28 protein-coding genes are annotated in these 25,286 nt (G+C 70.4%); 7 read left to right on the forward strand and 21 right to left on the reverse strand.

The window, feature by feature from the left end:
- Window positions 1–106: 106 nt before the first annotated feature.
- The 18 genes from ABD785_RS38355 to ABD785_RS38440 form a co-directional block, all read right to left on the reverse strand.
- Window positions 107–1,183 carry a sensor histidine kinase gene (locus ABD785_RS38355; protein WP_344838928.1) on the reverse strand — a complete coding sequence of 359 codons (1,077 nt, stop codon included), beginning with the start codon at window positions 1,181–1,183 and terminating at the stop codon, window positions 107–109.
- Window positions 1,184–1,345: 162 nt separating this feature from the next.
- Window positions 1,346–1,831: an STAS domain-containing protein gene (locus ABD785_RS38360; protein WP_344838931.1), complete on the reverse strand. Its 486-nt coding sequence runs from the start codon at window positions 1,829–1,831 to the stop codon at window positions 1,346–1,348.
- A 112-nt stretch (window positions 1,832–1,943) separates the two neighbouring features.
- Entirely contained in the window at window positions 1,944–2,759 is an 816-nt protein-coding gene (locus tag ABD785_RS38365; RefSeq protein ID WP_344838934.1) for a TrmH family RNA methyltransferase, read from the reverse strand.
- Window positions 2,760–2,769: 10 nt separating this feature from the next.
- Window positions 2,770–3,135: a 50S ribosomal protein L20 gene (gene rplT / locus ABD785_RS38370; protein ID WP_344838936.1), complete on the reverse strand. Its 366-nt coding sequence runs from the start codon at window positions 3,133–3,135 to the stop codon at window positions 2,770–2,772.
- Window positions 3,136–3,211: 76 nt separating this feature from the next.
- Window positions 3,212–3,406: a 50S ribosomal protein L35 gene (rpmI, locus tag ABD785_RS38375; RefSeq protein WP_344838939.1), complete on the reverse strand. Its 195-nt coding sequence runs from the start codon at window positions 3,404–3,406 to the stop codon at window positions 3,212–3,214.
- A 153-nt stretch (window positions 3,407–3,559) separates the two neighbouring features.
- Window positions 3,560–4,270 (reverse strand): translation initiation factor IF-3, encoded by a 711-nt coding sequence (gene infC / locus ABD785_RS38380; RefSeq protein ID WP_344838998.1) that lies wholly within the window; start codon window positions 4,268–4,270, stop codon window positions 3,560–3,562.
- A gap of 297 nt (window positions 4,271–4,567) precedes the next feature.
- Window positions 4,568–6,028 carry a ribosome biogenesis GTPase Der gene (der, locus tag ABD785_RS38385; RefSeq protein WP_344838942.1) on the reverse strand — a complete coding sequence of 487 codons (1,461 nt, stop codon included), beginning with the start codon at window positions 6,026–6,028 and terminating at the stop codon, window positions 4,568–4,570.
- Window positions 6,029–6,088: 60 nt separating this feature from the next.
- On the reverse strand, window positions 6,089–6,727 hold the full coding sequence (gene cmk / locus ABD785_RS38390; RefSeq protein ID WP_344839000.1) for a (d)CMP kinase: 639 nt from the start codon (window positions 6,725–6,727) through the stop codon (window positions 6,089–6,091).
- Window positions 6,728–6,735: 8 nt separating this feature from the next.
- Window positions 6,736–7,845: a prephenate dehydrogenase gene (locus tag ABD785_RS38395; protein WP_344838945.1), complete on the reverse strand. Its 1,110-nt coding sequence runs from the start codon at window positions 7,843–7,845 to the stop codon at window positions 6,736–6,738.
- A gap of 24 nt (window positions 7,846–7,869) precedes the next feature.
- The gene (gene aroH, locus ABD785_RS38400; RefSeq protein ID WP_344838948.1) at window positions 7,870–8,232 is read right to left on the reverse strand and encodes a chorismate mutase; all 363 of its coding nucleotides are present in this window, start codon (window positions 8,230–8,232) and stop codon (window positions 7,870–7,872) included.
- Between the two features lie 44 nt (window positions 8,233–8,276).
- Window positions 8,277–9,014 (reverse strand): pseudouridine synthase, encoded by a 738-nt coding sequence (locus tag ABD785_RS38405; protein ID WP_344838951.1) that lies wholly within the window; start codon window positions 9,012–9,014, stop codon window positions 8,277–8,279.
- Window positions 9,011–9,553, reverse strand: a complete 543-nt coding sequence (gene scpB, locus ABD785_RS38410) for an SMC-Scp complex subunit ScpB (protein ID WP_344839002.1) — start codon at window positions 9,551–9,553, stop codon at window positions 9,011–9,013. The genes ABD785_RS38405 and scpB overlap by 4 nt, the downstream gene beginning before the upstream one ends.
- A gap of 4 nt (window positions 9,554–9,557) precedes the next feature.
- Complete coding sequence (locus ABD785_RS38415; RefSeq protein ID WP_425547869.1) at window positions 9,558–10,430, reverse strand: segregation and condensation protein A; 873 nt, start codon at window positions 10,428–10,430, stop codon at window positions 9,558–9,560.
- Window positions 10,431–11,336: a ParA family protein gene (locus tag ABD785_RS38420; RefSeq protein WP_344838957.1), complete on the reverse strand. Its 906-nt coding sequence runs from the start codon at window positions 11,334–11,336 to the stop codon at window positions 10,431–10,433.
- 122 nt (window positions 11,337–11,458) lie between these two features.
- Window positions 11,459–12,394: a site-specific tyrosine recombinase XerD gene (locus ABD785_RS38425; protein ID WP_344838959.1), complete on the reverse strand. Its 936-nt coding sequence runs from the start codon at window positions 12,392–12,394 to the stop codon at window positions 11,459–11,461.
- A 23-nt stretch (window positions 12,395–12,417) separates the two neighbouring features.
- Entirely contained in the window at window positions 12,418–13,038 is a 621-nt protein-coding gene (locus tag ABD785_RS38430) for an NUDIX domain-containing protein (RefSeq protein WP_344838962.1), read from the reverse strand.
- Window positions 13,039–13,045: 7 nt separating this feature from the next.
- On the reverse strand, window positions 13,046–14,689 hold the full coding sequence (gene pyrG / locus ABD785_RS38435; protein ID WP_344838965.1) for a CTP synthase: 1,644 nt from the start codon (window positions 14,687–14,689) through the stop codon (window positions 13,046–13,048).
- Window positions 14,690–14,835: 146 nt separating this feature from the next.
- A complete protein-coding gene (locus ABD785_RS38440; RefSeq protein WP_344838969.1) occupies window positions 14,836–15,996 on the reverse strand; it encodes a coiled-coil domain-containing protein in 1,161 nt (386 codons plus the stop codon).
- A gap of 186 nt (window positions 15,997–16,182) precedes the next feature.
- Here ABD785_RS38440 and pip point away from each other — a divergent pair, with 186 nt between their 5' ends.
- Together pip and ABD785_RS38450 are read left to right on the forward strand one after the other, a co-directional pair.
- Window positions 16,183–17,154 (forward strand): prolyl aminopeptidase, encoded by a 972-nt coding sequence (pip, locus tag ABD785_RS38445; RefSeq protein WP_344838972.1) that lies wholly within the window; start codon window positions 16,183–16,185, stop codon window positions 17,152–17,154.
- Window positions 17,155–17,297: 143 nt separating this feature from the next.
- Window positions 17,298–18,455, forward strand: coding sequence for an alkaline phosphatase PhoX (locus ABD785_RS38450; protein ID WP_344838975.1), 1,158 nt, complete (start codon window positions 17,298–17,300; stop codon window positions 18,453–18,455).
- A 138-nt stretch (window positions 18,456–18,593) separates the two neighbouring features.
- Here the strand turns inward: ABD785_RS38450 and ABD785_RS38455 are convergent, their stop codons facing one another.
- The gene (locus ABD785_RS38455) at window positions 18,594–18,797 is read right to left on the reverse strand and encodes a cold-shock protein (RefSeq protein WP_344838978.1); all 204 of its coding nucleotides are present in this window, start codon (window positions 18,795–18,797) and stop codon (window positions 18,594–18,596) included.
- 245 nt (window positions 18,798–19,042) lie between these two features.
- Here ABD785_RS38455 and ABD785_RS38460 point away from each other — a divergent pair, with 245 nt between their 5' ends.
- From ABD785_RS38460 to ABD785_RS38470, 3 genes are read left to right on the forward strand one after another with little or no spacing between them, the layout of a single operon-like run.
- Window positions 19,043–20,206, forward strand: a complete 1,164-nt coding sequence (locus ABD785_RS38460; protein WP_344838980.1) for a thiolase family protein — start codon at window positions 19,043–19,045, stop codon at window positions 20,204–20,206.
- Window positions 20,203–20,571 carry a Zn-ribbon domain-containing OB-fold protein gene (locus tag ABD785_RS38465; RefSeq protein ID WP_344838984.1) on the forward strand — a complete coding sequence of 123 codons (369 nt, stop codon included), beginning with the start codon at window positions 20,203–20,205 and terminating at the stop codon, window positions 20,569–20,571. Before ABD785_RS38460 ends, ABD785_RS38465 begins: the two co-directional genes overlap by 4 nt.
- Before the next feature lie 33 nt (window positions 20,572–20,604).
- On the forward strand, window positions 20,605–21,738 hold the full coding sequence (locus tag ABD785_RS38470) for an NAD(P)H-dependent flavin oxidoreductase (protein WP_344838986.1): 1,134 nt from the start codon (window positions 20,605–20,607) through the stop codon (window positions 21,736–21,738).
- Window positions 21,739–21,757: 19 nt separating this feature from the next.
- On the opposite strand, the gene ABD785_RS38475 is transcribed toward ABD785_RS38470, so the two are convergent.
- Complete coding sequence (locus tag ABD785_RS38475; RefSeq protein ID WP_344838988.1) at window positions 21,758–22,783, reverse strand: SGNH/GDSL hydrolase family protein; 1,026 nt, start codon at window positions 22,781–22,783, stop codon at window positions 21,758–21,760.
- Between the two features lie 121 nt (window positions 22,784–22,904).
- Between ABD785_RS38475 and ABD785_RS38480 the strand changes: the two genes are divergently transcribed.
- On the forward strand, window positions 22,905–23,522 hold the full coding sequence (locus ABD785_RS38480; protein WP_344838991.1) for a DUF4126 domain-containing protein: 618 nt from the start codon (window positions 22,905–22,907) through the stop codon (window positions 23,520–23,522).
- Between the two features lie 129 nt (window positions 23,523–23,651).
- On the forward strand, window positions 23,652–24,230 hold the full coding sequence (locus ABD785_RS38485) for a TetR-like C-terminal domain-containing protein (RefSeq protein WP_344838993.1): 579 nt from the start codon (window positions 23,652–23,654) through the stop codon (window positions 24,228–24,230).
- Here the strand turns inward: ABD785_RS38485 and ABD785_RS38490 are convergent.
- Window positions 24,227–25,117 (reverse strand): diacylglycerol kinase catalytic domain-containing protein, encoded by an 891-nt coding sequence (locus tag ABD785_RS38490; protein ID WP_344838996.1) that lies wholly within the window; start codon window positions 25,115–25,117, stop codon window positions 24,227–24,229. The genes ABD785_RS38485 and ABD785_RS38490 overlap by 4 nt on opposite strands.
- Window positions 25,118–25,286: the final 169 nt, after the last annotated feature.

Consider the following 25,286-nt stretch of genomic DNA (forward strand, 5'->3'; position numbering starts at 1 on the left):
GTTCAACGGCTCCTGAGCGGGATCACCCGCCGAGTTTAGTGGGACGCCCCACCGGGGCTGGAACGAGGAGAGCCCGCACGCGGTCCCGTTTGCTGAAAGTTCGCGCTCAGGCGAAGTCGGGGGCCCCGGCGGGCACGGTAAATCGGAACTCCGCGCCGCCGCCGGGGGCGCGCTGCACGCCGATGGTGCCGCCGTGCGCCTCGACGAGGCCCTTCACGATGTAGAGGCCCAGGCCTGTGCCCGCGCGGCGATCACGCCGCCAGAACTGCCTGAAGACCCGCTGGGCGGCCTCGGGAGGGATGCCTTCGCCCTCGTCCCGCACTGACACGACGGCGCCCTCCTTCCCGGTATCCGGTTCCACCACGATGGTGACAGTACCAGCGCCGTGCCGCACGGCGTTTTCCACCAGGTTGCCCAGGATCTGGCTGATCTTGTCGGGATCGAGCCACAGTTCGGGGAGCCCGCCCCGGACGTCCAGGCGGAAGCGGGTGGCGGCGTCGCCCGCGGCGACCCGGCCGGCGATGATCTTCCGGGCGGCGGCGGAGAGGTCGACGACCTGGCGGTGCATCTCCAGCCGCCCGGCCTCGATCCGCGAGACGTCCAGCAGCTCGGTGATCAGCCGGGTGACCCGGTCGGCGTCGGCGTTGACGGTCTCCAGCATGACCAGCTTCTGGTCGTCGTTGAAGCGGTGCCACTTGGCCAGCAGCGTGGCCGTGAACCCCTTGACGCTCGTCAGCGGGGAGCGCAGCTCGTGGGCGACGGTCGAGACCAGGTCGGCCCGCTGGCGCTCCAGCCTGGCCCGCTGGCCGGCGTCCCGGAGGCCGAGGCTGAGCCGCTCCACCCGCCGATGGGAGTCCCTGCGGTAGACGGCCGTGACGAGCACCTCGCGCCCGTCGGCGAGCTGGACGGTCTGCTCGGGATGCCGGGTCCTGGTGTTCAGCCCGCGATAGGGATCGAGGGTCTTCCACCAGTCGGATCCGTCGGTTCCGGTCAGCGGCAGCACCACCGGCGCCTGCCGGCCGAGCGCCTGCCCCCTGGCCATCCCGGTGATCTTCTCGGCCATCCGGTTGAAGACCACGATCCGGCCGTGCTCGTCGGCGACGAGCAGCCCGTCGGGGAGCTCGTCGGCGGCGGCCGGATCCGCGAGGGCAGGGCGGGGCGACGGCACGGGCGTGCCCGTCATCGACCTCTCCGCACCCAACCGCGGTCTCCTCCCCAGAGCCCTGACACCTCAGAGCCTAGCCTTCACAAGGGGGGTCTTGGGAGCGCGAAACCCCTTACGGACAAGGGATTTCAGACTCTCGGCAGGCATCTGAGATACCGGCCGGAACACGGCCGCGGGACGCTAGATCCCCGACGGCCTGAGCCGCGCCAGGGCGACGGCGTCCTCGACCCGGTCGCAGAGCGGGAAACGCCGGTCCAGGCCGGTGATCTGGAAGAGCCGCCGCTGTGCGGGGCGGACCCCTGCGAGCCAGACCCCGCCCCCTTGGGCACGGACCTTGTTGGCCAGGGCCACGAGGGCGTTGAGACCCGAGGCATCACAGAAAAGGACGTACTCGAAGTCGATGACGATCGAGCCGAAACCCGCCTCGGTGACGGCGGTCAAGTGATCGCGGAGGACCAGTGCGGACCGGAGATCGATCTCCCCGGCCACGGTCACCACTGCGGTTTCACCGTGCAAGCCCGAGAGCTCGACGCGCAGCTGGCGGTCCTCGGGTGCCTGGTGGCACCTGACGGCCCCTGAGCGCATGGGCTCGGACCTCGTGCGGCGGAGCATGTACTCCCTCTCGTCGACGGTGACTCGGCCCGCCCCGCCGGAGGCGGGTGACACGGGCCTTCATGGTCATCTTGGCAGCACCCGAAGGCGGCCAAGGTGGCGCGGCACGTCCGGAGACGGTCATCAACTGGTGACAACCCCGCGCTTCTTACAGTGCGGTAAACCTCTACTTGACCCGCTGGGCGCGGGCCGACGCATAGAGACACACGGCCGCGGCGGTCGCAAGGTTCAGGCTTTCGGCCTTTCCGTGGATCGGCACCCGGACGACCTCGTCGGCCAGTGCCCTGACCTCTTCGGGAAGGCCCCAGGCCTCGTTGCCGAAGACCCAGGCCGTCGGGCGGGCGAGGCTTCCGTCGTCCGCCAGGTCGTCGAGGGTGTGCTTCCCGATGCCGTCGGCGGCCAGGACCGTGAGGCCCCGCGCCTTCAGCGCGGGGATGAGCGTGTCGTAGCGGGGCCCGATGACCACCGGGAGGTGGAAGAGGCTGCCGGCGGAGGCGCGCACGCACTTGCCGTTGTAGGGGTCGACGGAGGCGTCCGTGAAGATGACGGAGTCGGCTCCGGCGGCGTCGGAGGCGCGCAGGACCGTCCCGGCGTTGCCCGGGTCGCGCACGTGGGAGAGGACCGTCACGAGCCTGGGAGCGCGGGAGAGCGCGGCGTCCAGCGTGACGTCCAGGAAGGTGCAGACCGCGAGCAGCCCCTGCGGGGTGACGGTCTGCGCGAGCTCGGCCATGACCTCGCCGGACACCCGCATCGCGGGGATCCCGGCGGCCTCGGCCTGCTCGATCAGCTCGGCGTGCCGGGTGCCGGCCTCCGCCGTGAAGTACAGCTCCGCGAGGCCCTGATCCAGGGCCAGGGCCTCACGGACCGCCTGCGGACCCTCGGCGAGAAAGCGCCGGTCCTGCTGGCGGAAGGCGCGTTTGGCGAGCCTGCGAGCCGATTTCACCCGTGGTGACCGGATCGACGTCAACTCAAGACTCGCCATGCGACTGATCCTAGGCCTCGGCCGGGAGGGCCGACTTGGCGACCTGGACGAGGGCGGCGAAGGCGGCCTCGTCGTTGACCGCGAGCTCGGCGAGCATGCGGCGGTCGACCTCGATCTCGGCGATCTTCAGACCCTGGATGAAACGGTTGTAGGTCAGGCCGTTCGCCCGGACCGCGGCGTTGATGCGCTGGATCCACAGGCGACGGAACTGGCCCTTGCGGTCCTTCCGGTCACGGAAGGCGTACGTCATGGAGTGGAGCTGCTGCTCCTTGGCCTTGCGGTACAGGCGCGACCGCTGGCCGCGGTAGCCGCTCGCACGCTCCAGGACGACCCGACGCTTCTTGGCGGCGTTGACCGCCCGCTTCACGCGTGCCACGTGTGTTCTCCTTCGTGGGGGCTCGACCCGATACGCGGGTGAGCCGGTCGAAATATGAAAAGTCTGGAGCGGAGCGCTACTTGCGCAGCAGCTTCTTGATCTTGGGGGTGTCGGCGGCCGAGACGAGCGCGTTGCCGTCGAGGCGGCGGGTGCGCTTGGACGCCTTGTGCTCGAGCAGGTGGTTCTTGTTCGCCCTGCGGCGCACCAGCTTGCCGGAGCCGGTCAGCTTGAAGCGCTTCTTGGCGCCCGAGTGGGTCTTGGTCTTCGGCATGGTGGCCGTCTCCCTCGTTTTAAGTCCCGCGGGGTGCGGGAGGCGTGACTGATCGGACGTGCATGCGAATGCACGCCTTGATCAGTAACAGGTGCGTACATCTCTGAACCCCGGGTTCTGCTCTGCGAGCGGGACCCGGGGTTCAGGCGGGTCTCACTCGGCCGCGGGCTTTTCGGCCTGCGGCTCCTCGGCGGCGGCTTCCGCGGAGGGAAGATCGCCGGCCGGAAGTTCGTCCTCGGCGGGCAGCTCGTCGCCGTCGGCACCACGGCCGCGGGCGGCGCGCGCCTCGGCCTGTTCGGCCTTGGCCTCGGCCTTCTTCTTGTGCGGCCCGATCACCATGATCATGTTCCGGCCGTCCTGCTTCGGGTTCGACTCGACGAAACCGAGGTCGTCGACGTCCGCCGCGAGCCGCTGCAGGAGCCGGTAGCCCAGCTCCGGACGGGACTGCTCGCGTCCACGGAACATGATCGTCACCTTGACCTTGTCCCCGCCCTTGAGGAACCGGACGACGTGACCCTTCTTGGTCTCGTAGTCGTGCGGGTCGATCTTCGGGCGGAGCTTGATCTCCTTGATGATCGTGTGCGCCTGGTTGCGCCGCGCCTCACGCGCCTTCATCGCGGACTCGTACTTGAACTTGCCGTAGTCCATGAGCTTGGCCACGGGAGGCCGCGCGGTGGGCGCGACTTCGACCAGGTCGAGGTCGGACTCACGGGCAAGGTCGAGAGCCTTGGCGATCGGGACGATGCCGACCTGCTCGCCGTTGGGCCCGACCAGCCGGACTTCCGGCACGCGAATGCGGTCGTTGATGCGCGGTTCGGTGAAACGCTGTTCGGCGCTGATGGGACCTCCCTGGGCCTTACGTATCCTTCGACCTGTCCTACCCGGCCCCTGAAAAACAGGAAAGCCCCGCATGACGCGCATGCGAGGCCAAAATCGGTCACCCCGGCGGGCTGAGCCCGCCAGGGAAGTGACACTCGAACCGAGTGTCGACCGGACCCGCCGACCCTGTTCCGGACGGATCCGGTACGTGGTGGTCAGCCAGGTGGGAGATGGCCTCCGCTTGCGTGCCCGAAGCGATGCGCTCCAGGCCGGTCGAACACCCAGACTACCAGACTTCCGGCTGTCAAGCGCACACGCTCCGCGGAGCTCCCCCGCAGGTCATCAGCGGCGCTTGTTCCGGTCCTTGCGCTTCTCCCGGATCTTCATGGTCACCGAGATCGGCGACCCCTCGAATCCGAACTCCTCACGGATGCGGCGCTCGATGAACCGGCGGTAGCCGGGCTCGAGGAAACCGCTGGTGAACAGCACGAACCGCGGCGGGCGGGTCGCCGCCTGGGTGGCGAACAGCACGCGCGGCTGCTTGCCGCCCCGGATCGGGTGCGGGTGCGAGGAGACCAGGTCGGTGAAGAACTGGTTGAGCTTGCCGGTCGGCACGCGGTGCCCCCAGCTCTCCAGGGCCGTCTCGATGGCCGGGACGAGCTTCTCCATGTGCCGGCCGGTCTTCGCCGAGATGTTGACGCGCGGCGCCCACCGGGCCAGGACCAGCTGGCGCTCGATCTCGCGGTCCAGGTAGAACCGGCGCTCCTCGTCGACCAGGTCCCACTTGTTGTAGGCCAGGACGACGGCGCGGCCCGCCTCGATCACGTTGTTGACGATCCGGATGTCCTGCTCGGCGAGCGGATCGCTGGCGTCCACCAGGATCACCGCCACCTCGGCCCGCTCCAGCGCCGACTGGGTCCGCAGGATCGCGTAGAAGTCCGCGCCCTGGTTCTCCTTGTGGCGCTTGCGGATGCCCGCGGTGTCGATGAAGCGCCAGGTCTTGCCGCCCAGCTCGATCATCTCGTCGATCGGGTCGCGGGTGGTGCCCGCGACCGAGTCGACCACGGCCCGCTTCTCCCCCGCCAGCTTGTTCAGCAGGCTGGACTTGCCGACGTTCGGGCGGCCCATCAGGGCGACCCGGCGCGGCCCGCCGGGGGCCTCGCCGATGGTCTCGCGCGGCGCCTCCTCCGGCATCGCCTCGAGGATCCGGTCGAGCAGGTCGCCGGAGGTGCGGCCGTGCAGGGCCGAGACGGGCATCGGCTCACCGATGCCGAGGCCCCACAGCGCGGCGGCCTCGAGCTCGGCCTTCTGGTCGTCGACCTTGTTGGCGGCCAGGACCACGGGCTTCTTGGCCCGGCGGAGGATCTCCACGACGGCCTCGTCGACGTCGGTGATGCCGACCGTGGCGTCGACCACGAACAGCACGACGTCGGCGAGCTCGACCGCGAGCTGCGCCTGCTCGGCGATGGCGGCGGCCAGGCCGCGCGAGTCCGGCAGCCAGCCGCCGGTGTCGACGACCGTGAAGTTCCGGCCGTTCCACGAGGCGATGTAGGACACCCGGTCGCGCGTGACGCCGGGGACGTCCTCGACCACGGCCTCGCGGCGGCCGATGATCCGGTTGACGAGCGTCGACTTGCCGACGTTGGGACGGCCGACGACCGCCACGACGGGCAGCTTCGGCGCCGGCGCGAAGGCCTCGTCCTCCTCGAGGTACTCGAGGGAGTCGAAGTCGACCGCGTCCGGGTCGTAGGTCTCGAACTCCTCCTGCTCCGCGAAGCTGGAGGGGTATTCACTTTCGGTCACGGATGGATCCTTTGTCCGTGGGGCGTACCGGCAGCCGCCGCGGACGTGAATCGTCCGTGGTCAGATGCCGCGCTCCTTTGCGAGCCGCACGATCGCCTCGATCACCTCGTCGAGTCCCAGCTCGCTCGAGTCGATCTCCACGGCGTCGTCGGCCTTGGTCATGGGCGCTGTGGCGCGGGTCGAGTCCAGCCTGTCCCGTCGTGCCTGGTCGGCCAGCGTCGTCTCGACCGAGACGGTGCCGATCTCCTTGGCGCGGCGCAGGGCCCTCGCCTCCTCGCTGGCGGTGAGGAAGACCTTGAGCGGAGCGTCCGGCGCCACGACGGTGCCGATGTCCCGGCCCTCCGCCACGATGCCCCCGTCCTCCATGATCTCACGCTGGAGTACGAGGAGACGCGCCCGCACCTCGGGCACCCGGCTGACGGCGCTGACCGCCCCGGTGACCTCCCGTGTGCGGATCGGCTCCGAGACGTCGGTGCCGTCCACCCTGATGCCCGGCGCGTCGGGGTCGGTGGAGATCTCGACGATCACCTGGCCGGCCCGCGACGCCACTGCCGCAGCGTCCTCGACATCGACGCCCCGTTCGAGCATCCACCAGGTGAAGGCCCGGTACATGGCGCCGGTGTCCAGATAACGGTACCCGAGAGTCCGGGCGACGCCCTTGGCCGCGCTGGATTTGCCCGACCCGGAGGGGCCGTCCATGGCGATGATCAAGATTCGCTCCTCACCGGGACGGACCAGCCCCGGTCGCGTAGTTCTGCGGCCAGGGCCTCGGCGGCCTCGGGCTTGACGGACAGCTCGGCCACACCGAGAGGCAGGCCGGGCGAGTGCTCGATCGAGAGGTCCTCGATGTTGACCCCGGCCTCGCCCACGGCGTGGAACAGCCGGGACAGCTCGCCGGGTGAGTCGGGGACCAGCACCGAGACGATGGCGTAGTGCGAGGGGCCGCCGCCGTGCTTGCCGGGGATCCGGGCGACGCCCTGGTTGCCCCGGCTCAGCAGGTCGCCGACCTTCTGCATGATCACCTCGGCGACGTCCGCGTCGGCCCCGTGGGCGGCGCGGAGCATGGCGGCGGCGAGGGCGAGATCACCCGCGACGGCGTCGAGGACCGCGGCGACGGGCTCGGCGTTGGCGGTCAGGATGCCGATCCACAGGTCCGGGTCGCTCGCGGCGATCCGGGTGACGTCCCGCACCCCCTGCCCGGCCAGGCCCAGCGCGGTCTCGGTGCCGTCACCGAGCCGGGCGGCCATGGCGGCGGAGACCACGTGCGGGCCGTGCGAGACGAGCGCGACGGCGCGGTCGTGCTCGACCGGGTCCACGGTGAGGATCTCGGCTCCGCAGGCCTCGGCCAGCGCGGTGACGGCCTCGATGGCGGCGCCCGAGGCCGCCTCCGTCGGGCACAGGGCCCAGGGACGGCCCAGGAACAGGTCGCCGCGGGCGGCGGCGGGGCCCGAGCGCTCCCGGCCGGCCAGGGGGTGGCCGGGAACGTAGGTGGCCAGGTCGCAGCCGAGCTTGAGGGCGTCCAGGACGGGCCTGGCCTTCACGCTGGCCACGTCGGTGTAGAACCGGGCGACGCCGCGCTTCTGCAGGTCCTTGAGCGCCGCGGCGACCGCGGCGGGCGGAACGGCGATCACCGCGAGGTCGGCGGGCCGGTCCAGCCGCCGCGGCAGGGGCGTCCCCGCGCCGAGCTCGACGGCCATCGCGAGGGAGGCGGGGTCCCGGTCCGAAAGGAACACCTCCGCCCCCTTCTCGCGCACGGCGAGGGCGACCGAGGTGCCGATGAGGCCGGTCCCGACCACCACCACACGCTGGATCTTCATAGTGGAGAACCTTATCGGGGGTCTTTACTGCGCGATGTCGAGCCGGAGTGCCGTGGCGCCGCGCAGGTAGACGTGGTTCATCTCCGAGCGCGGCCGGTCGGTCTCGATGTGGGCCATGAGGCGGATCACCCGGGGCAGGGCGTGCGGGACGTCCAGCTCGCAGGCGCAGATCAGCGGAACCTCGCTGAAGCCGAGCTTGCGGGCCGCCAGCGCCGGGAACTCGGAGGTGAGGTCGGGGGTCGCCGTGAAGATCACGCTGATCACGTCGTCGGTGGTGAGCGAGTTGCGCCGCATCACCTCCGTGATCAGTTCGGCGGTCGCCGCCAGGATCTCGTCCCGGTCGTCGGCCTCGACCTGGGTGGCCCCCCGAAGTGCGCGCACAGCCACGTCCCCTACCTCCAGAAATCGTCCAATGATCGCGAAAGGGAAAACTACAGGCCGACGGCCTTGTAGAGCTCAGCGACCTCCTTCTCGGTCAGGCCGCGGCTGCTGCCCGACTTGAGACGGCCGAGCTGGATCGGGCCGAAAGCGGTCCTGACCAGCGAGCGGACCGGGAAGCCCGCGTCCTTGAGCAGCCGGCGCACGATGTGCTTGCGGCCCTCGTGCAGGGTGACCTCGACCAGGGCCCTGCGGCCCTCCTGGTCGATCAGCTTGAAGTTGTCGATCTTCACGGGGCCGTCCTCGAGGACGACGCCGCGCAGCCGCTTGCCGAAGTCGCGCGGGATCGGGCCCGGGACGTTGGCCAGGTAGGTCTTGGTGACGCCGAACGAGGGGTGGGTGAGCCGGTGGGCCAGCTCACCGTCGTTGGTGAGGAGGATCAGGCCCTCGGTGTCGGTGTCGAGGCGGCCGACGTGGAATACCCGGACCGTCAGGTCCTCGACGAACTCGATCAGGGTCCGGGTGCCGGAGCCCTTGGCCATCGTGGACTCGACGTTCAGCGGCTTGTTCAGCGCGTAGTACTTGAGGTCCTGCCAGGTCTCGACCTTGCGGCCGTCGACGGAGATCTCGTCGGCCTTCGGGTCGACCCGCTCACCGAACCAGCTGACGGTCCTGCCGTTCACCTTGACCCGCCCGGCCGCGATGATCTGCTCGCAGGCGCGCCGGGAGCCGATCCCGGCATCGGCCAGCACCTTCTGCAGCCGTACGCCCTGCTCTTCTTGCGTGGTCATCCGTGAATTTCCTCAATGTCCGAGATCTCGTCCGGCAGGTAGGGGGCCAGTTCGGGCAGCTCGTCCAGCGAGTTCAGCCCCAGCCTCTCCAGGAAGTAGCCGGTGGTGCGGTACAGCGTGGCCTGGGATTCCGGGTCCTGTCCGGCCTCCTGGATCAGGCCGCGCAGGGTCAGCGTGCGCATGACGCCGTCGCTGTTGACGCCGCGGATCGCCGACACCCGCGCCCGGGACACGGGCTGCCGGTAGGCGATCACCGAGAGCGTCTCCAGGGCGGCCTGGGTCAGCCGGGTCTGCTGCCCGTCGGTGACGAACCGTTCGACGACGGGCGCGCAGTGCTCGGCCGTGTAGTAGCGCCAGCCTCCCGCGATCTCCCTCAGTTCGAACCCCCGGCCCTGGTCACGGTATTCCGCGGCCAGTTCCCGCAGGGCGGCGTGGACCTCGGCGGTGGGGTGCTCGAGCAGCTGCGCCAGGGTGATCTCGGCGACCGGCTCGTCCACCACGAGCAGGATCGCCTCGAGGGCGGCCTTGATCGGCGGCATGTCGTCAGTCACTGGAGATCTGTTCCTCTTCGGGTGGCGGCGGGGTGCCCTCGAACTCGTCCGCGATCCTGACGTCGCCCTCTTCGGTGCCGGTCCAGGCCACGTGCAGTTCGCCCAGAGGTTCGATCTGGTCGAAGGACACGGCCTGCTCGCGGTAGAGCGTCAGAAGGGCCAGGAACCGGGCGACGATCTCATACGTGCCCGCGCAGTCGGAGGTGAGCGCCCGGAAAGTGGCTTTCCGCAGGTGCCGCAACCTCTCTACGAGGATAGCGCCCTGCTCCTCGATCGAGGCCAAAGGCGTGTACATGTGCTCGACCGAAACTCCCGGCGGGGCGGGCTTCGGCTGGAAGACACGCGACGCGAGCTGGGCGAACTGCTCGGGCCCCAGCCCCAGGAGCACCTCGGGCAGGAGATTGGCGAACTTCGGCTCCATGGGCACCATGCGCGGGTACCGGTGGGCCTCCCCCGCCATGAGGCCGGAGAAGTACTTGGAGACCTCCTTGTAGGCCCGGTACTGGAGGAGCCGGGCGAACAGCAGGTCGCGGGCCTCCAGCAGGGCGAGGTCGTCCTCGTCGTCCACCTCGCCGGACGGCAGCAGCCGGGCGGCCTTGAGGTCCAGCAGGGTCGCCGCGATCAGCAGGAAGTTCGACGCCTGGTCGAGGTCCCACTCGGGGCCCTGGGCGCGGATGAAGGCGATGAAGTCGTCGGTGACCTTGTGCAGGCTCACCTCGGTGATGTCCAGCTTGTGCTTGGCGATCAGGCCGAGGAGCAGGTCGAACGGGCCTTCGAAGGCGTCCAGGTGGACCTGGAAGCCCTGCGGCTCGCCCTCCTGCTGCTCTGTCTCGGTCACGCCTCCCACCGTAGTGGAGACGCCCATTTACGCGAGGAGCTGCCAGCGCTGGATGACTTCCTTGGCCAGCTCGCGGTAGTGGTTGGCACCCATCGAGGACGGGTCGAAGGTCGTGATCGGCTCGCCCATGACGGTCGCGTCGGGGAACCGGACCGTACGGTTGATCACGGTGTGGAAGACCTTGTCGCCGAACGCCTGGACGATCCGCTGGAGCACCTCGCGGGTGTGCAGGGTGCGCGAGTCGTACATGGTGCCGAGGAAGCCGTCGATGACCAGCGTGGGGTTGATCCGCTGCTGGACCTTCTCGATGGTCTCCATCAGCAGGGCGACACCGCGCATCGCGAAGTACTCGCACTCCAGCGGGACCAGGACCCCCTGGGCCGCGGCCAGCGCGTTGATCGTCAGCAGGCCGAGGGACGGCTGGCAGTCGATCATGATGTAGTCGTAGTACTCGATCGCGCCCTTGAGCTTGCCGGCGAGGATGTACTCGCGGCCCACCTCGTGGACGAGCTGCACCTCGGCGCCGGAGAGGTCGATGTTGCTGGGGAGCAGGTCCATGCCTTCGACCGAGGTCTCCAGGAGGATGTCCTCCCAGTCGGTGTCGTTCTCCAGCAGCATGTTGTGGACGGTGACGTCCAGCTGGCGCGGGTCGCCCTGGCCGAGGCCGACCGACAGCGCGCCCTGGGGGTCGAAGTCGACCAGCAGCACCTTGCGGCCCTGCTCGGCGAGGGCCGCACCCAGGTTGATGGTGGTCGTGGTCTTACCGACCCCGCCCTTCTGATTACAAATCGCCACAATCCGGGCAGGGCCGTGCTCGAGGAGCGGCTCCGGGTCCGGGAAATGGGGAACGGGTCGCCTGGTCGGGCCGAGCGACTTGCTCGGATCCGTCGCGATCGCGGCCGAGAGCACGCTCTCCGCACCTGCGTCTGGCATCAGTTCGAACCTCCCCGACGGCCTGGAAGCACCGCCTGATGAGGGACTCTAGGACGCACGGGCACGAAGCGGCAACACAACGCGCCGTAGGCCTTCCATCCGCTCATCTCTTCCGGCTCGTCTCATCCGTTCGCCCGCGGATGCGCCGTCGCGTAGACCTCGCGCAGCAACTGGACCGTCACGAGCGTGTAGACCTGGGTCGTCGTCACCGAGGCGTGCCCGAGCAGCTCCTGCACCACCCTGACGTCCGCACCCCGCTCCAGCAGGTGCGTCGCGAAGGAGTGCCGCAGGGTGTGCGGGGAGACGTCGGTGAGGCGGGCCTTCTCCGCCGCCGCGCCCAGGACCATCCAGGCGCCCTGGCGCGACAGCCGCCCGCCGCGGGCGTTCAGGAACAGGGCGGGCACGCCGCGCCCGGCCCTGACCAGTTCGGGCCGCGCCCGCACCAGGTAGGCGTCCAGGGCGCGGCCGGCGAATCCGCCGATCGGCACGACCCTGACCTTGCTGCCCTTGCCGGAGACCCGGACGAAGCCGCCGTCGAGGTCGACGTCGTCCAGGTCGAGGCCGACCGCTTCGGAGATGCGCGCGCCGCAGCCGTACAGCAGCTCCAGCAGGGCCCGGTCGCGCATGCCGCGGGCCGAGTCGTCCCCGGAGGCGTCCAGGAGGCGCTCCACGTCCGCCAGGGAGATCGCCTTGGGCAGGCGGCGGGGCGGGGCGGGCGGCTTGACCTCGCGCGAGGGGTCGAGCGGTGCGATGCCCTCGCGGACGGCGAAACGGTGCAGGCCCCGCACGGCGACCACGGCGCGGGCCGCGGAGCCGGCCGAGAGCGGCGGCCGGTCGCCGCCGCCCTCGCGCAGGACGGCCAGGAACTCCGCGACGTCCGGCTCCCGGACGTCGCCCAGGTCACCGAGGCCGCGTCCCGCCAGGAACTCCAGGTACCGCACCAGATCGCGCCGGTAGGAGCTGAGCGTGTTCGCCGCGAGGCCGCGTTCTACCGCCAGATGCCCGAGGTAGGCACGGACGGCTGCTTCCAGCCCCGCCGGAATGGTGGTCGCGCTCATGACGCGGCCCATCATGCCGGAAATCAGGCCTCGGGCGCGTCCTTGTCGCGCAGGTGTTTGAATCCGGTGCCCTGAGCTGCGGACACGGCGAGGATCGCGGTCACCGCCAGCGCGTTGTGGACGTCACCGGAAAGGACCTTCGCGACGGCCTCCTCCAGCGGGACCCACGCGAGGGGCATGTCGGCCTCCTCGTGCTGGCGCTCGAAGTCGATCTCCTCCTCGGGGACGGCCTCGAGGTCACGGGCGAGGAAGACCCGCACCCGCTCGTCGCTGATGCCGGGCGACTGGAAGGTGTCGGCCAGCGTGTGCCAGGTGGCGGCCCGGTACCCGGCCTCCTCGAGCAGCTCGCGCTCGGCCGTGCGCCACAGGGGCTCCCCCGCGACGTCCCGGAGCCCGGCGGGCACCTCCCACAGGAGGTGCTTCACCGGATGCCGGTACTGCCTGATCAGCAGGACCCTGCCCGCGTCGTCCAGGGCGATGGCGCCCACGGCGCCGGGATGCCCGATGTACTCCCGGTTGACGGCCTCGAGCCCGTCGCCCTTCGGCATCAGCACGTCATCGGAGCCGACCGTGACGATCCGCCCCTTGAAATGCTGCCGTGTGCCGACGACCTGCCACGACTCGGGAACGTCAGTTATCTCCATACTGAGATTATCCCCGACGCTTCAGCGCCGCGGCGATCAATCCCGCGAAAAGCGGGTGCGCGCGGGTCGGCCGCGAACGGAACTCCGGGTGGGCCTGGGTCGCGACGAAGAACGGGTGGACGTCGCGCGGCAGCTCGACGTACTCGACCAGGCGCCCGTCGGGCGAGAGGCCGGAGAACACCAGGCCGGTCTTCTCGATGTCCTCGCGGTAGGAGTTGTTCACCTCGAAGCGGTGCCGGTGACGCTCCTCGACCTTCGCCGCGCCATAGAGCTCGCGCACGATGGAGCCCTCGGCGAGATCGGCCGGGTACATGCCGAGGCGCATGGTGCCGCCCAGGTCGCGCTCGCCGGAGACCACGTCGAGCTGGTCGGCCATGGTCGAGATCACCGGGTGCTCGGTCTTCTCGTCGAACTCGGTGCTGCCCGCGTCGGGGATCCCGGCGAGGTTGCGCGCCGCCTCGATGACCATGCACTGGAGGCCGAGGCAGATGCCCAGGGTCGGGATCCGGTTCTCCCTGGCGTACCGGATGGCGCCGAGCTTTCCCTCGATGCCGCGCACGCCGAAGCCGCCCGGGATCAGGATGCCGTCGACGTCGCCCAGGTGGGCGCCGGCGCCCTCGGGGGTCTGGCAGTCGTCGGACTTGACCCATTTGATCTTGACCTTGGCGTCGTTGCCGAAGCCGCCGTGCCGCAGGGCCTCGGTCACCGACAGGTAGGCGTCCGGAAGGTCGATGTACTTGCCGACCAGGGCGATGCTGACCTCGGCCGCCGGCTGGTGGACGCGGCGCAGCAGGGTGTCCCACTCGCCCCAGTCCACGTCGCGGAAGGGCAGGCCCAGGCGGCGGACCACGTAGGCGTCCAGGCCCTCGGAGTGCAGGACCTTGGGGATGTCGTAGATGCTGGGCGCGTCGACGCAGGACACGACGGCCTCGCGGTCCACGTCGCACATCAGGCTGATCTTGTGCTTGATCGACTGCGAGACCGGGCGGTCCGAGCGCAGGACGATGGCGTCCGGCTGGATGCCGATGCTGCGCAGGGCGGCGACCGAGTGCTGGGTCGGCTTGGTCTTCAGCTCACCGGACGGGCCGATGTAGGGCAGCAGCGACACGTGCAGGAAGAAGACGTTGTCGCGGCCGACCTCGTGGCGGATCTGGCGGACCGACTCCAGGAACGGCAGCGACTCGATGTCGCCGACCGTTCCGCCGACCTCGGTGATCACGACGTCGACGTCGGGGCCCGCCATGCCGCGGATGCGGTCCTTGATCTCGTTCGTGATGTGCGGGATGACCTGGACGGTGTCACCCAGGTACTCACCGCGCCGCTCCTTGGCGATCACGTTCGAGTAGACCTGACCGGTCGTGACGTTCGCACTGCCGTGCAGGTCGGTGTCGAGGAACCGCTCGTAATGACCGATGTCCAGATCGGTCTCCGCGCCGTCGTTGGTGACGAACACCTCACCGTGCTGGAACGGGTTCATCGTGCCGGGATCGACGTTCAGGTAAGGGTCGAGCTTCTGCATCGTGACCCTGAGCCCACGCAGTGTGAGCAGGCGTCCCAGGCTGGAGGCCGTCAGTCCCTTGCCGAGGCTGGAGGCGACACCGCCGGTGACGAAGAGGTGCTTGGTGGTGCGAGCTGTGTTTGCCGATGGCAAGTGAGGTCTCCCGTGGTCGTGCAACGGCGGCTGTAACCGCCCTGTCCACGGGATCCCAGCCTATCAGCGACCTCGGACGTTTCGCGTCCGGGGGCTCCGTCCGCGCAGGTCAAACGGTTGTTCTACCCCCCGCCACGGGGGAATTCCTAGCCCGGGAAGCCGTTGCGGTCGTTGAGGGTGACGCCGTTCATGCCCGCCTCGGAGAGGGCGGCGTGGTTGTGCAGCGGGGACGACGGCATGATCACACGGAGCTGGCGGGTGAGTTCGTCTATGAGGTTGCGGGCCTGCTCCGCGGCGTCGCGGGCGGCGTCGCGCTCGTGGGAGAGGGCGCCGAGCTGGGCGCGCTGCTCGGTGACGGCCTCGGCGAGCTGGTCGACCCAGGCGTCGCGCTCCTTGACCTTCTCCAGGGCGGCGTCGCGCTCACCGGCGATCTGGCGGACGGCGGCCATCGCCCCGTCGCGCTCCCGGGTCAGCTGCTCGGTGCGGGAGCGCGCCAGGGTCGCCTCGGACTCCGCACGGGCCTTGTCCTGGGCGGCGCTCTCGCGGGCCAGCTCGGCGACCTTCGCCTGGTCCATGGCCGCCTGAGCGGCTTCCAGGGCCTGCTGGCGCTCGCCGTCGGCCTGGTCGGCGCGGCGGCGGGAGTCGTCGGCCTGGCGGGAGGCGTCGGAGGCGCGGCGGGAGGCGTCGTCTGCCTGACGGCGGGCGTCCTCGGCCTCCTTGGCGGCGTTGCCGGCGGCGACCTGGAGCGCCTGGGAGGTGTTCTCGGCGTCGGTGAGGGCCGCGCGGACGGAGTTCAGCTCGGTGCGGACGGCGTCGACGGTGCGGGCCAGCTCGGCGATCCGCTCCTCGGCCTGGCGGCGCTGGCCGTTGGCGTCCTCGACCGAGCGCAGGGCGTCGTCGCGGGCGTTCTGCATCGTGTCGTGCTGGGTGACGAGCTGGCGCATGGCCTGCTCGGTCTCCGCGACCCGGCGCTCGGCGGTCTCCGCGCGGGAACGGGACCTGTTGACCTCGGTCCAGGCGGTGGCGGCGTCCCGCTGGGACTTCTCCTTGTCGGCCTGGACGTTGGCGAGCTGCTGGGCGGCCTCGCTCTGGACGTCGCTGATGCGCCGCTCGCCCACCGACAGCGCCTCGCCGAGCAGCTCGGCCATCTGCTTGAGCTTCTCGACCAGGTCCCAGCCCGGCAGCGTGCGCCCGTCGGGCGGCGTCTGGCCGCCGCCCCCCTGGACGGGCTGCTGGGCGTGGTTGTTCTGGGCGTGGTTGTTGAGGAGCTCCCGGGGCGACTGGGCGGGCGAAGGCGACCAAGACAAGCCACCGGTTGATGCGGTGCGCTGGCCGCCTGATCCGTTGAGGTCACTCACGGTAAGGACTCCAGATGGGTTAATCACGACGTCGTTATGGGAAAACTCTATTGCCGACATGGGGGTATGTCTCCCCCGTCCCACAAGGCGATCTCGGTATCTCGCTGCTCTCCGGTGCTGACAGAATGTCAGAACATGGAGCTACGCAGTCTGTATCCGCCGATCGAACCCTACGAATCCGGCCTGCTCGAGGTGGGTGACGGCAACCAGATCTACTGGGAGGTCTGCGGCAATCCGGAAGGAAAGCCCGTCGTGATGGTACACGGCGGACCGGGGGCCGGATGTGGCCCGGATCACCGCAGGCAGTTCGATCCCTCCGCCTACCGGATCGTGCTGTTCGACCAGCGTAACTGCGGCCGGAGCCTGCCCCACGCCTCCGATCCGGACGTCTCCCTCGAGGAGAACACCACCTGGAACCTGATCGCCGACATGGAGCGGCTCCGGGAGCTCCTCGGGATCGGCGCGTGGCAGGTCTACGGCGGCTCCTGGGGCAGCTGCCTGGCCCTCGCGTACGCGATCACCCATCCGGAGCGGACCTCGGAGCTGGTCGTCCGGGGCATCTTCATGCTCCGGCCGTTCGAGCTGGCCTGGTTCTACGAGGGCGGCGCCTCGCTGATGTTCCCCGACCTGTGGGAGAACTACGTCGCGCCGATCCCCGAGGACGAGCGGGAGGAGCTGATCGCCGCCTTCGCCGGGCGCCTCAACGATCCCGATCCGGCCGTCCGGCTGCCGGCCGCGCAGGCGTGGGCGACCTGGGAGGGCTCGACGATCACCCTGCTGCCGAACAAGGGCCTGGTGGACCACTTCGCCGAACCCGACTACGCGGTGGCCTTCGCGCGGATCGAGAACCACTACTTCCTGCACGGCGGCTTCTTCTCCTCCGAGGAGTGGATCCTCGACAACATCGACCGGATCCGGCACATCCCGACGGTGATCGTCCAGGGCCGCTACGACGTCTGCACCCCGGCCGCGACGGCCTGGGACCTGCACCGCGCCTGGCCCGAGGCCGAGTTCCACATCGTCGACGACGCCGGCCACGCCTTCGACGAGCCCGGCATCCTGCACCGGCTGATCACGGCCACCGACCGGTTCGCCGACCGGACCTGAGGCGGCCCCGGCGGGTGGGTCCCGGGTGGAAGCACCCGGCAACCCACCCGTCACCCGCTGTTGGCCCGGAGTCGGCCTGCCGGGTCCCATCGGTGGAGAGGTAGGAGGCGTACCGCCCCCGAACCGAAGGAGACCCCCTCCCGATGGAACGCCGGAACTTCCTGCGCATGAGCGCGCTCACCGCGGGAACCACCGCCTTCTCCGCCAGCTGGTGGCAGGGTGCCCACGCCGCGCCCGCCCAGAACGCCGTGAGCCCCTACGGGGCGCTGCTGGGCGCCGACGCCAACGGCCTCCAGCTGCCGTCCGGATTCACCAGCCAGGTCGTCGCCCGCTCGAGCCAGGTGGTGCCCGGGACGTCCTACACCTGGCACGGCGCCCCGGACGGCGGGGCCTGCTACGCCGACGGCACCGGCTGGATCTACGTCTCCAACTCCGAGATCTCCGGGTCCGGCGGCGGGGCGTCGATGCTGAGGTTCAACTCCGCCGGGACGGTCACCGCGGCGTCCCGGATCCTGTCGGGGACCAGCTCGAACTGCGCGGGCGGCAAGACGCCGTGGAACACCTGGCTGTCCTGCGAGGAGACGAGCACGGGCCGCGTGTGGGAGACCTACCCGTTCGGCGGGACGGCCGTCGCGCGTCCGGCGATGGGGCGGTTCAAGCACGAGGCGGCCGCGGCCGATCCGGTCCGCCAGGTCGTCTACCTGACCGAGGACGAGACGAACGGCCGGTTCTACCGCTTCGTCCCCACCACGTGGGGGAACCTGTCGGCCGGGACGCTCCAGGTCCTGGTCGCCGGGTCGGGCACGTCGGGGTCCTTCAGCTGGGCGAACGTCCCGGACCCCGACGGCTCCCCCACCGCGACCCGCAGCCAGGTGTCCGGCTCGAAGTCCTTCAACGGCGGCGAGGGCTGCCACAACCAGAACGACACCGTCTGGATCACGACCAAGGGCGACAACCGGGTGTGGCAGTTCAACCTGCTCACGAGCACGTTCGAGCTGGCCTACGACGACGGCCTGGTCAGCCCCGGGCCCGCCCCCCTGACGGGCGTCGACAACATCACCGGGTCGAGTTCCGGGGACCTCTACGTCGCCGAGGACGGGGGCAACATGGAGATCTGCATGATCACTCCGGACGACAAGATCTCGGTGTTCCTGCGGATCACCGGGCAGAGCTCGTCGGAGATCACCGGGCCCGCCTTCAGCCCGGCGGGGAACCGGCTCTACTTCTCCTCGCAGCGCGGGACGTCGGGGTCGTCCAGCGGGGGGATCACCTACTGCGTGACGGGCCCGTTCAGGACCTGAGACGGGCACGACCGCGGGGAACGACCGCTCAGCGAACGACCGCTCAGGGAACGACAAAGCCCCCGCAGTGACGGATCACTGCGGGGGCTTCGCGACGTTCTTTTGGGTTAAGCCGAGGAGGCCGAGGCCTCGATCGTCTTAGAGACCGCGGACGTTCTCAGCCTGCGGGCCCTTCGGACCCTGGGTGATGTCGAACTCCACCCGCTGGGCCTCCTCCAGGTTCCGGTAGCCGGAACCCTGGATGGCACTGAAGTGGACGAACACGTCGGGGCCGCCCTCATCCTGAGAGATGAAGCCGAAGCCCTTCTCACCGTTGAACCACTTGACGGTGCCCTGCGCCATACTGCACTCCTGGTGTATACCTGCGGACCCGCACTGTGCGAGCCCGGGTCGACGCCATTCTTTACTCCCAAAAGAAAAACGCCCGCTGAGTGACTCCGCGGGCATCGAACACTCGATCAGGCGAAAGTACAGCTACGACCAATGCACAAGGTAGCACATCTTCTACGGAAGGTGTCCACCCCTCCCCCAAAGAGATCATTCCGAATTCGGTTCGGTAGATTAGAACGCGATTCGGGAGGTGAGTGATGGGTGCTGCCATCGCCGGGCTCGGCATGACCGAGCTGGGAAAGGTCTACGGGCGGAGTCCCCGCAGGCTGGCCGCTGACGCCGTCAGGCTGGCCGCCGCTGACGCGGGACTGGCCCTGGAAGATCTCGACGGGCTGCTCGTCAGCCATGGCATGGGGGGCTCTCCGGGCATCGAGCTCGCCGACGTCCTCGGACTACGTGATCTTCGTCTCCTTTCTCAGGTGAACTCCTACGGGGCGACCGCGGGGGCGATGGTCGCCTACGCGGCCCAGACGGTGCTGAGCGGCGCCGCCACCACCGTGGCCTGCGTCTTCGCCGACGCCCCGTTGAAGCCGAAGCAGTCGTCGGGATCGGCCTACGACAAGTCGTCGCGGGACTACTACGGATACGGCGGGATGAACGCCTCCCTGGGGTTCCGGAGCGTCAACGCCTACTACGCGCTCGCCACCCAGCGGCACATGGCCCGCTACGGGACGACCAGCGAGCAGCTCGGCGCGATCGCTGTGGCGACGCGCGCGTGGGCGACCATGAACCCCCTCGCCCAGATGCGCGAGCCGATCACGCTCGACGACCACCAGGCCTCGCGCTGGGTCGTCGAGCCGCTGCACCTGCTCGACTGCTGCCTGGTCTCCAACGGGGCGATCGCGGTGATCGTCACCGGCTCCGACCGCGCGGGCGACCTCGCCCAGCCGGCCGTCCACGTGCTCGGCTGGGGGCAGGGCCACCCCGGGCACCGGCGCGAGCGCGGCAGCGAGTTCGGGCTGAGCACCGGCGCCGCGGTCTCCGGGCCGACCGCGATGAAGATGGCCGGGGTCACCGTCGCCGACGTGGACGTCTGCGAGCTGTACGACTGCTACACCTTCACGACCCTCATCTCGCTCGAGGACTACGGCTTCTGCGCCAAGGGCGAGGGCGGGGCGTTCGCGGCGTCCGGGGCGCTCGGCCCGGGCGGGTCGCTGCCGACCAACACCGGCGGCGGCCAGCTGTCCGGCTACTACATGTGGGGCATGACGCCCCTGTCGGAGGCCGTCATCCAGGCCCGCGGGCAGGGCGGGGAGCGGCAGGCGCCGCGCAACGACGTCGTGCTCGTCAGCGGCAACGGCGGGCTCCTCGACCACCACAGCACCCTGATCCTCAGCCCGCACCGGAAGGAAGGCTCATGACCATCCTGCGCGACGGCCGCACCGACCCGTTCTTCGACGGGGCGCGGCGCGACGTCCTGATGATCCGGCGCTGTGCGGAGTGCCGGCACTGGCACGCTCCCGACGCGACGGTGTGCGCCGAGTGCGGCGGCGAGGACCTGGACTGGGCCGAGGCCGAGGGCCGCGCGCTGCTCGTCTCCTGGTCGAAGGTGCACCGCAGGGACGGCGGCGAGCCCGCCCACATCGCCCTGGTGGAGCTCGCCGAGGGACCCTGGCTGCACGCCGCGCTCGACCAGGTGGACCGGCCGCGGGAGAACCTGCCGCTCCGTGCCGGCTTCGTCCACGCCGAGGCGGGCGAGCCCCATCTGGTCTTCCGCCCCCTCTAGCTGACACCGAATCTCATTCGGTAGTTTCGGGGGATGAGAACCGAGGTCTGCGATCTGGTCGGCGCCGAATTCCCCCTGTTCGCCTTCAGCCACTGCCGGGACGTCGTCGCGGCCGTCACCAACGCGGGCGGCTTCGGCGTCCTCGGCGCGGTGGCCTACTCCCCGGAACGGCTCGAGGAGGAGCTGCGGTGGATCGACCGGGAGGTCGGCGGGCGGCCCTACGGGGTCGACGTCCTGGTCCCCGCGAAGATCGACGGATCGGCGGAGCGGGGCGGCAACCCCCTCGCGGCGATCCCGAAGGAGCACTGGGACTTCCTGCTCGCCCTGTTCGAGAAGTACGGGGTCCCGGTGCCGGACTTCGGCGGCGCGGGCGCCGAGAAGGCCGCGGCCGGCGGGGCGCGGTCGGTGACCGGCTCCGGGGCGGTGGAGCTGATCGACGTCTCGCTGTCCCACCCGATCCGGCTGATCGCCAGCGCGCTGGGCACTCCCCCGCCGCTGATGGTCGAGAAGGCCAAGGCGGCGGGCGTCCCGGTGGCGGCGCTGGTCGGGACCGTGGAGCACGCGCGGCGCCAGGTCGCCGCGGGCGTCGACCTCATCGTCGCGCAGGGCGGCGAGGCCGGCGGGCACACCGGCGAGATCTCCACGATGGTGCTGGTGCCCGAGGTCGTCGACGCGGTCGCGCCGGTGCCCGTGCTGGCGGCGGGCGGGATCGCCACCGGACGGCAGATCGCGGCCGCCCTGACGCTCGGGGCGTCCGGGGTGTGGTGCGGGTCGGTGTGGCTGACCACCGAGGAGGCCGAGACGCTGCCGACCGTCAAGCGCAAGCTCCTGGAGGCCTCGGCGACCGACACGATCCGGTCCAGGTCACGGACCGGCAAGCCCGCCCGGCAGCTCGTCTCGGCGTGGACCGAGGAGTGGGAGGGGCCCGGCAGCCCCGGCGCGCTCCCGATGCCGCTGCAGATGATCGTCGCCGAGGGGGCGATGCGGCACCTGTCCAAGGCCGCGGAGAACGGCAATCCCGGCGCGGCGGAGCTGGTCAACTACTTCGTCGGGCAGTGCGTCGGCCTCATGCGGACCGTGAAGCCCGCCAAGCAGGTCGTCTACGACATGGTCGAGGAGTTCGCCGACGCCGTCGACCGGCTGACCGCGATCACCGGCGCCGGCTAGGACCGGTTTCGAACCCCGGCTACTTCCACTGGTTGAGGTCGCGGTCGGGGCCCCTGCGGATCTGGCGGACGACGTTCTCCGCCAGAGCCGCGTAGCCCACGGCCGTCGGGTGGTAGCTCCTGATCTCGACCTTGAGGGCCTTGAGGTCGACGTCGAGGCCGTTGACGAACGGCACCCCGCTGCCGACCTCGTGGCCGGTGAACGCGCTGTACAGGTCGATGAACTCGACGCTGCCCGCGCCGCCGGCCGCGACGATCCCCTCGTCGGCGCGCTGGGCGACCTCCCTGATCAGCTCGTTCAGCTCGCTGCCCTTGCTGTTGAGCCAGCGCTGGTCGGTGATGCTGAGGTTGTCGAGGGACTCTCCGCGCTCCTCGGCGAACAGGCGCGGGTAGCCGAGCAGGATGATCCTGGCCTTCGGCGCCCTCTCCACCAGCCGGGCGACCACTCCCGTCAGCGCGACGCGCAGCGCGGGCTTCCTGGCCGCCAGCTCGACGTCCTGGTGCTCGCAGGAGGGCGACCACGGCAGCCGGACGATGCAGCCGGCCAGCACCCGGGTGAAGCCCAGGTCGTTGCCGCCGATGCTGAGGGTGACCAGGCTCGTGCCCGCGTCGGCCCGGTCGATCTGCGGCGGCTCGCCCGCCTTGCCCTTCAGCAGGTGCTCGACCCGCGCTCCGGAGCAGGCCCAGAACCGGGTGCCGCCGGGGAAGACGAAGGTCCGCTCGACGGTGTGGACGTAGGACTGGGACGTGCGGTGACAGCGGTTGCGGGGATCAAGGTCGGCGGCCAGCACGTAGGCGCCCTCGCCGGAGGAGTAGGAGTCGCCGAGGGCCGCGTAGGAGCCCTGGACGGCCGCCTCCTCCGCGGTCAGCCGGATCCGGGTCCGCCCCGGCTCCGGGACGGCCGAGGCGGTCCGCGGGCAGTCGACGTCGAAGGTCCTGCAGCGCACACCGCCGGAGGCCAGCAGCGGCACCGTCACGACCACGATGGCGGCGATCATCCCGATCGCCAGAGCACCCCGCGGCCCGATCCTCGTCAAGATCCCCATCTCAGCCCCCCGGAAAGACCTACCCAGGTTCTCATGGGCTCAAGGAGGGAACCATCCGGCTTTCTCATGGCTCCAAGCCGGGAATCATCCGGCTCGAGAAGAAGGACGGCACGGGAGAGAGATGTTCGCATTCCTGACGGGACTCGGCCTGGCCTCGGCGGCGGGCCTGAACGCCTACATCCCGATCCTCGTGGTCGGCCTGCTGGCCCGCTACAGCGATCTGGTCGAGCTGCCCTCACAGTTCGCGTGGATGTCGGGCGGCTGGGCCCTGACGATCGTCGCCGTGCTGTGCGCGGCCGAGTTCGTGCTCGACAAGGTCCCCGTGATCGACAGCGCCAACGACCTGGTCATGACTTTGATCCGTCCCGCGGCGGGCGGTGCGGTCATGGTCGCCAGCACCGCGGCGGGGGACCTGGACGCCGCCGTGGGGACGGGGACGACGCTGCTGGCCGAGCAGCCGTGGATCGGCTGGGTGCTGGGCATCGGCACGGCCCTGGCGGTGCACACGACCAAGGTGACCGTCCGGCCCGTCGCCAACGCCGGGACCCTCGGCACGGCCGCCCCCGTCCTGTCGACCGCCGAGGACTTCTTCTCCCTGGGACTCAGTGTGGTCGCGATCATCGCCCCGGTCCTCGGGCTGATCTTCATGCTGTTCCTGATGTACTGCACGTTCCGGCTGGTCAGGGCGGCCCACCGGAGACGGGCCCGGGGCCGCGCCGCCCCTGGACGTCCAGGATGAGAAGTTGAAAAGTTAACAATCTCCACAGAAAGCTGACTTTCCGGCAACCTCCTGCGACACTGTGCATCGCGTTCAGAGCGTGTGAGTCACATCACCATGTCGTACGGGGGCTGATCGGAAGGCGGTGGAATGTCGCTGACGGAAACCACACTCTCGGATCCGGGGGCCGGGGAGATCTACGCGGCGGCGCTGCGCGTCTTCAGGGACCAGGCGTTCCCCCGCTTCACCCATGAGCACGTCGCGGAGCTGAGCGGGGCGCGCGAGGACGAGCTGCGCTGCCGCTGGCCGCGTCCGGCGGATCTGCTGGTCGACGCGCTGGCGCACGGCATCCTGGTCAATCCCGAGGATCCCGGCGATCGCGGGCTGCGGCTGGAGCTGCTCGAGGTGACGATCCACATGGCGACCGAGTTCGCCCTGCACGGCGATCTGCTCGTCGCCCTCATGTCGCGGCTGCCGCTGGACGAGGAGCTGAACCAGGTCTTCCGCGAGCGGATCGTGCTCCCGCGCACCGAGATCGCCAGGAAGATCTTCGGCCGGGCGATGCTCCGCGGCGAGATGCGCCCGGACGCCGATCCGCGGCTCGTCTTCTCGGTCCTCCCGGCTCTCATGACCTACCGGGCGATGATCCGCGACCCCGCCCCCGATCCGGCCGTCGCCGAGCACCTCGTCGACACCCTGATCCTGCCCCACCTCCTGCTCCGCGCCTAGGGACGGACCAGGCGGAGGGAGCGGGCGGCGAGGTCGACGGTCAGGCGCTGACCCCAGGACAGGGTGAGGCGGTCGGACTCCACGCCGTCCCCGAAGGCGACGAGGCCGTCGGTCTCGCAGGTGAGCGTCAGGGGGGTGCCGGGGGTCAGGACGCCCTCGGTGCTGGTGGCGCCGGTGGCCGGCGAGGGCCAGGCCTCGCGGACGAACCAGGTGAGGCGCCGCTCGGTGGGGCCGGGCAGGTCGAGGCCGCTGCGGCGCTCCAGCCAGGCCGAGCGGCACCAGCCGGTCGCGCCGGTGCCCGTCCCGACCAGGACGCCCGAGGACGACTGGCGCTCGGTGACCGGGGACTCCAGCCGGTAGCGGGCCGACTGGTGGGTGGGGCTGCCGAAGTAGATCTCGTTGAGCGCGGTCAGGGAGCGGCCGTCGTCGGCGGTGGCCGTCACCATGACCCGCTCCTCGCAGTCCACGCCGCCGCGCGCCGCCGCCTGGAGGAGCGCGGCGGCCCCTCCGGCGGCGTGCGGGACCAGGACACCGGGGTTGCGGGCCGGATCGGGGTTGATCCCGATCACGGGCTGGCCGTCCAGGTACTTGGCGACGTTGGCGACCAGGCCGTCCTGGCCGACCGCGACGACCAGGTCGTCGGGGGCGAAAAGGAAGCGGTCGAGGTCGCCGCGCTCGACGTTCCCCCGCCGCCACTCCACCGGGACGGCCGTCCCGACCTCGCGCAGCGCCCGTCCCACGGCCTCGTGCGGGGCGAGCACCTCCCCGAGGTCGCGGCCGCGGCTCCTGAGGTAGTAGGCGGCCTGCTGGCGGGTGCCGTGCCTGGCCACCAGCTCGTCGTACTCGGTGCGCCGGTGCACGATCACCACGCGCGGTGTGAGCGCCATCAGCTGCCCAGCCGGGCGAGCGCCTGGCTGACCAGGTCGGGCGTGATGGTGAGCTGGCCGACCTCGGGCAGGTGCTCGGCGAGGGCCTGGGCGGCCAGCGCGAACAGCACCACCGGGTCGACGCCCTGGTGGGCCGCCAGCCGGGCGGCCAGCGCCTCGGCCTCCTCGG

It is taken from the genome of Actinocorallia longicatena (assembly GCF_039534125.1).
Taxonomy (GTDB): Bacteria; Actinomycetota; Actinomycetes; order Streptosporangiales; family Streptosporangiaceae; genus Actinocorallia; species Actinocorallia longicatena.

What these genes read in the sequence shown, in the direction of transcription:
- ABD785_RS38395 (WP_344838945.1), bottom strand. Translation starts at nt 7,845, where the DNA reads ATGAAGATCCAGCGTGTGGTGGTGGTCGGGACCGGCCTCATCGGCACC.
- ABD785_RS38485 (WP_344838993.1), top strand. Translation starts at nt 23,652, where the DNA reads ATGTCGCTGACGGAAACCACACTCTCGGATCCGGGGGCCGGGGAGATC.
- ABD785_RS38465 (WP_344838984.1), top strand. Translation starts at nt 20,203, where the DNA reads ATGACCATCCTGCGCGACGGCCGCACCGACCCGTTCTTCGACGGGGCG.
- ABD785_RS38455 (WP_344838978.1), bottom strand. Translation starts at nt 18,797, where the DNA reads ATGGCGCAGGGCACCGTCAAGTGGTTCAACGGTGAGAAGGGCTTCGGC.
- ABD785_RS38415 (WP_425547869.1), bottom strand. Translation starts at nt 10,430, where the DNA reads ATGGGCGTCTCCACTACGGTGGGAGGCGTGACCGAGACAGAGCAGCAG.
- pip (WP_344838972.1), top strand. Translation starts at nt 16,183, where the DNA reads ATGGAGCTACGCAGTCTGTATCCGCCGATCGAACCCTACGAATCCGGC.
- rpmI (WP_344838939.1), bottom strand. Translation starts at nt 3,406, where the DNA reads ATGCCGAAGACCAAGACCCACTCGGGCGCCAAGAAGCGCTTCAAGCTG.
- scpB (WP_344839002.1), bottom strand. Translation starts at nt 9,553, where the DNA reads ATGCCGCCGATCAAGGCCGCCCTCGAGGCGATCCTGCTCGTGGTGGAC.
- ABD785_RS38365 (WP_344838934.1), bottom strand. Translation starts at nt 2,759, where the DNA reads ATGGCGAGTCTTGAGTTGACGTCGATCCGGTCACCACGGGTGAAATCG.
- ABD785_RS38425 (WP_344838959.1), bottom strand. Translation starts at nt 12,394, where the DNA reads ATGAGCGCGACCACCATTCCGGCGGGGCTGGAAGCAGCCGTCCGTGCC.
- ABD785_RS38475 (WP_344838988.1), bottom strand. Translation starts at nt 22,783, where the DNA reads ATGGGGATCTTGACGAGGATCGGGCCGCGGGGTGCTCTGGCGATCGGG.
- ABD785_RS38480 (WP_344838991.1), top strand. Translation starts at nt 22,905, where the DNA reads ATGTTCGCATTCCTGACGGGACTCGGCCTGGCCTCGGCGGCGGGCCTG.
- ABD785_RS38355 (WP_344838928.1), bottom strand. Translation starts at nt 1,183, where the DNA reads ATGACGGGCACGCCCGTGCCGTCGCCCCGCCCTGCCCTCGCGGATCCG.
- ABD785_RS38430 (WP_344838962.1), bottom strand. Translation starts at nt 13,038, where the DNA reads ATGGAGATAACTGACGTTCCCGAGTCGTGGCAGGTCGTCGGCACACGG.
- ABD785_RS38450 (WP_344838975.1), top strand. Translation starts at nt 17,298, where the DNA reads ATGGAACGCCGGAACTTCCTGCGCATGAGCGCGCTCACCGCGGGAACC.
- ABD785_RS38460 (WP_344838980.1), top strand. Translation starts at nt 19,043, where the DNA reads ATGGGTGCTGCCATCGCCGGGCTCGGCATGACCGAGCTGGGAAAGGTC.
- ABD785_RS38490 (WP_344838996.1), bottom strand. Translation starts at nt 25,117, where the DNA reads ATGGCGCTCACACCGCGCGTGGTGATCGTGCACCGGCGCACCGAGTAC.
- ABD785_RS38470 (WP_344838986.1), top strand. Translation starts at nt 20,605, where the DNA reads ATGAGAACCGAGGTCTGCGATCTGGTCGGCGCCGAATTCCCCCTGTTC.
- ABD785_RS38420 (WP_344838957.1), bottom strand. Translation starts at nt 11,336, where the DNA reads ATGCCAGACGCAGGTGCGGAGAGCGTGCTCTCGGCCGCGATCGCGACG.
- ABD785_RS38405 (WP_344838951.1), bottom strand. Translation starts at nt 9,014, where the DNA reads ATGACCACGCAAGAAGAGCAGGGCGTACGGCTGCAGAAGGTGCTGGCC.
- cmk (WP_344839000.1), bottom strand. Translation starts at nt 6,727, where the DNA reads ATGGACGGCCCCTCCGGGTCGGGCAAATCCAGCGCGGCCAAGGGCGTC.